This is a genomic window from uncultured Marinobacter sp., from assembly GCF_963974375.1.
Lineage (GTDB): Bacteria > Pseudomonadota > Gammaproteobacteria > Pseudomonadales > Oleiphilaceae > Marinobacter.
The window spans coordinates 1-3,158 of record NZ_CAXBDN010000365.1 but is presented as its reverse complement, the minus strand read 5'-3'; the positions used below and the strand labels follow the sequence as shown (position 1 = coordinate 3,158).

Sequence of the window (3,158 nt, the reverse complement as noted above, 5' to 3'; positions counted from 1 at the left end):
GTAAGCGTTCATTCTAAGACGTCCTGCCGCCCGGCTGACATTCGCCCTACAGTAACCTCACATTTGCCCACACGAGGTTACCCCCATGAGAAAGCACCGCACCCCGGAACAGTGGCAGGCCCTGGTTGACCAGCATCGTGACAGTGGTCTGTCAGCTTCGCAGTTTTGTAAACAAGAGAACATTGGCTATTCCAGCTTCTGCAACTGGCGAAAGCGCCTGTCCGATCAGCCGACCGATAATTCGACAGACTCTGGAGAAGCCAGCTTTCTCGATTTGTCGTCACTGATGGGCACGTCGCCATCATCCGGCTTAGGCTGGAATATTGTGCTCAGCCTGGGTAACGGCGTCGAGCTACGGCTGAGCCAGAACGGATGATCGGGCTCGATAGCCAGGCGCGCATCTGGCTATGTACCGAACCCACAGACATGCGCAAATCCTTCCGGGGCCTGAGCGCCCTGGTTCGGAATCAGTTGAAGCACGACCCGCTCAGTGGCCAGTATTTCGTCTTCGTCAATCGTCGCAAGACCCAGATGAAGATGCTGTACTTCACCGCCACCGGTTATTGCCTGTGGGCCAAGCGCCTGGAGCAGGGCCAGTTCCGGGTGCCGTTATCCGCCTCCGGGCAGCGAGCCCTGACCCTGACGGATCTGCAACTGCTGATCGATGGCATCGAGGTGCAGAAATATCGCCAGTTCAAGCGTTTTCGAGGGGTATAGAAGGCCGACTTTCGATATAATATCGGCCATGAATTCAACCGCTTCCGCTCCTTCTTCCAATGCACCTTCCTACTCGGCTCTGGCCGAGGAGAATGCCGTGTTGCGGGAGCAGTTGGGAGCCCAGGCAGAAGCGATTCGTCAGCTGACGCATCAACTGGACTGGTTCAAAAAGCAGCTGTTCGGTCCCAAATCCGAGAAGCAGGTGTTCGATCTTCCCGGGCAGGACAGCTTGTTCCAGCCAGAGGAAGCGCCGCTACCGGCGCCGCCTGCTGACGAAGAAGAACGCCCCATCAAGGCCTATCAGCGTGGCACCGGCAAGAAGCAGCGCGACGATGGCTGCCTGAACGACACCGGTCTGCGCTTTACCTCTGATGTGCCGGTGGAAGTCATAGAGTATCTGCCGCCAGAGCTGACAGGGCCGGAGGCCGATCAGTACGAAGTAATCGGCAGTAAGACCACCTACCGGCTGGCCCAGCGGGCCTCCAGTTACGTGGTGCTGAAGGTGGAGCGCCCGGTGTTCCGGCGCAAGGGGAGTGACAAGCCCATCACCACGCCGGCCCCGTTCAACGTGCTGGACAACAGCCTGGCCGATGTCAGTCTGCTGGCCGGGTTGCTGGTGGACAAGTTCCAGTTCCACCTGCCGCTGTACCGTCAGCACCAGCGCATCCAGCAAGCCGGTATCACAATCAGCCGCAGCACCCTGACCAATCTGGTCAAGCGCGTGATCGACCTGCTTCGGCCCATTGTGGATGCCCAGACCGACAACGTGCTGCGCAGTCGGGTGCTGGCCATGGATGAAACGCCGATCAAGGCCGGTCACCAGGGTCGGGCGGGCCCGCAAAAAGGCAAGTTGAAATCCGGCTGGTTCTGGCCGTTATACGGCGATGCCGACGAGGTGGTGTTCACCTACTCGAACAGCCGTGGGCGTGCCCACATCGAAGCCATCCTCAGCGAATCGTTCAACGGCACGCTGATCAGTGACGGCTACGCGGCCTATGCCCGCTACGCTGCTGCCCAAGAGAACGTCACCCACGCCCAGTGCTGGGTGCATAGCCGCCGTTATTTTATCGAGGCGCAGAAGGATCACCCGGAAACCGTCACCGAGGCCCTGCAACGAATCGCAGCGCTGTACCGGAATGAAGAAACCATCAGAACCCACGGGCTGACTGGCGAGAAGAAACGTCAGTACCGGTTGGAACACTCGAAACCGGTCGTTAGCGGCTTCTTCCAGTGGTGCCGGGATCAGTTGGCGTCAGGCGGCCTGGTGCCGAGCGATCCACTGACCAAAGCTCTGAACTACGTGCTCAGCCGGGAAGCCAGCCTGAGCGTATTCCTGGAAAACCCAGACGTGCAGCCAGACACCAACCACCTCGAGCGGGCACTACGCCCCATTCCCATGGGCAAGAAAAACTGGATGTTCTGCTGGACTGAATTGGGGGCGGAACACCTGGGCATCATCCAGAGTCTGATCAGCACCTGCAAGCTGCACAATATTACCCCCTACACTTACCTGGTGGACGTGCTGCAACGCATCAGCCAGCATCCGGCCAGTGACGTCAGCGACCTGACGCCTCGTCTCTGGAAAACCCGGTTCGCCGAGAATCCGCTACGGGCGCTGATCGATCCACGCCATCCTGACCGACAGAACAAACAGCCGGAGGCCACCGTTCATGCGCATTGACGACATGAGCATCGACCAGTTGCTGGAACTGAATCAATACATCTGCCGGCGAATTGATGAACTGCGTGACCGGGAGAACCTCCAGGCGCTGAGCCAGTTGCGGGTGGGCCTGAAAGTGACCTTCGAGAGCCGGGAAGGCCCCGTGCTGGGGATTGTCACCAAGATCAACCGCAAGAGCGTGATCGTGCTGGATGAGGATGGCAGGAAGCAGTACAAGGTCTCGCCGGAGTTATTGAGACCTCTCCGGGACGTGAAGTAGGTCAACTACGTCTTGGAATGAACGCTTACGTTAGTGCTGGCTCTTGATGAATTGAAACCGGCTTGCGTTATTCATGCCGCTCCCTCCTGATTAGTCACGCCACCTAGCTTATGCCATCGCTACCTCTCAATGCTTGTACATAATTGCTAATCGGCTGTGAGAATAAGCGCTCAGTGTCAGGTTAGTGACCAGGTAGATTATGATGGGGGAAGCTAACCTCGCGAGCCTTTGCGGTTGTGCAAAACCGGCGTGATAACCTTGGTGCTATATGTAAAAAGAAGGAGAAGACGTGCACCAGTTAGCCGCCCAATGGGTAGTGGGATTACTGAGAGACAGAAATATCCCTTTTCAAATCTGCGGAGGGCTCGCAGCAAAGGGGTATGGATCTAAACGAGCGTTGAACGATATTGACCTGTTCGTACCCGGCGAGCATTTTGCAGCTGTGGTGCAGGCTGGCCAAGCGAACATATCCAAGCCCGCCACGCACTACTGCGAAGAGGG

4 protein-coding genes are annotated in these 3,158 nt (G+C 57.8%); all 4 read left to right on the top strand.

Annotated elements, in window-relative coordinates; all coding sequences use genetic code 11:
- Positions 1-85: 85 nt before the first annotated feature.
- Genes AAC035_RS20100 through AAC035_RS20085 form a run of 4 tightly spaced genes read left to right on the top strand, consistent with a single transcriptional unit; the run spans position 86 to position 2,657 of the window.
- Positions 86-376: a hypothetical protein gene (locus AAC035_RS20100; RefSeq protein WP_022519766.1), complete on the top strand. Its 291-nt coding sequence runs from the start codon at positions 86-88 to the stop codon at positions 374-376.
- Entirely contained in the window at positions 373-717 is a 345-nt protein-coding gene (gene tnpB / locus AAC035_RS20095; RefSeq protein ID WP_016915087.1) for an IS66 family insertion sequence element accessory protein TnpB, read from the top strand. The genes AAC035_RS20100 and tnpB overlap by 4 nt, the downstream gene beginning before the upstream one ends.
- Positions 718-745: 28 nt before the next feature.
- Positions 746-2,398 (top strand): IS66 family transposase, encoded by a 1,653-nt coding sequence (locus AAC035_RS20090; RefSeq protein ID WP_022519765.1) that lies wholly within the window; start codon positions 746-748, stop codon positions 2,396-2,398.
- Positions 2,388-2,657 carry a hypothetical protein gene (locus tag AAC035_RS20085; protein WP_022519664.1) on the top strand — a complete coding sequence of 90 codons (270 nt, stop codon included), beginning with the start codon at positions 2,388-2,390 and terminating at the stop codon, positions 2,655-2,657. Before AAC035_RS20090 ends, AAC035_RS20085 begins: the two co-directional genes overlap by 11 nt.
- The last annotated feature ends 501 nt before the right edge of the window (positions 2,658-3,158 follow it).

Bases quoted from the DNA above. Each gene is read 5' to 3' on its own strand.
- AAC035_RS20100 (WP_022519766.1), top strand. From the start codon at position 86: ATGAGAAAGCACCGCACCCCGGAACAGTGGCAGGCCCTGGTTGACCAG.
- tnpB (WP_016915087.1), top strand. From the start codon at position 373: ATGATCGGGCTCGATAGCCAGGCGCGCATCTGGCTATGTACCGAACCC.
- AAC035_RS20090 (WP_022519765.1), top strand. From the start codon at position 746: ATGAATTCAACCGCTTCCGCTCCTTCTTCCAATGCACCTTCCTACTCG.
- AAC035_RS20085 (WP_022519664.1), top strand. From the start codon at position 2,388: ATGCGCATTGACGACATGAGCATCGACCAGTTGCTGGAACTGAATCAA.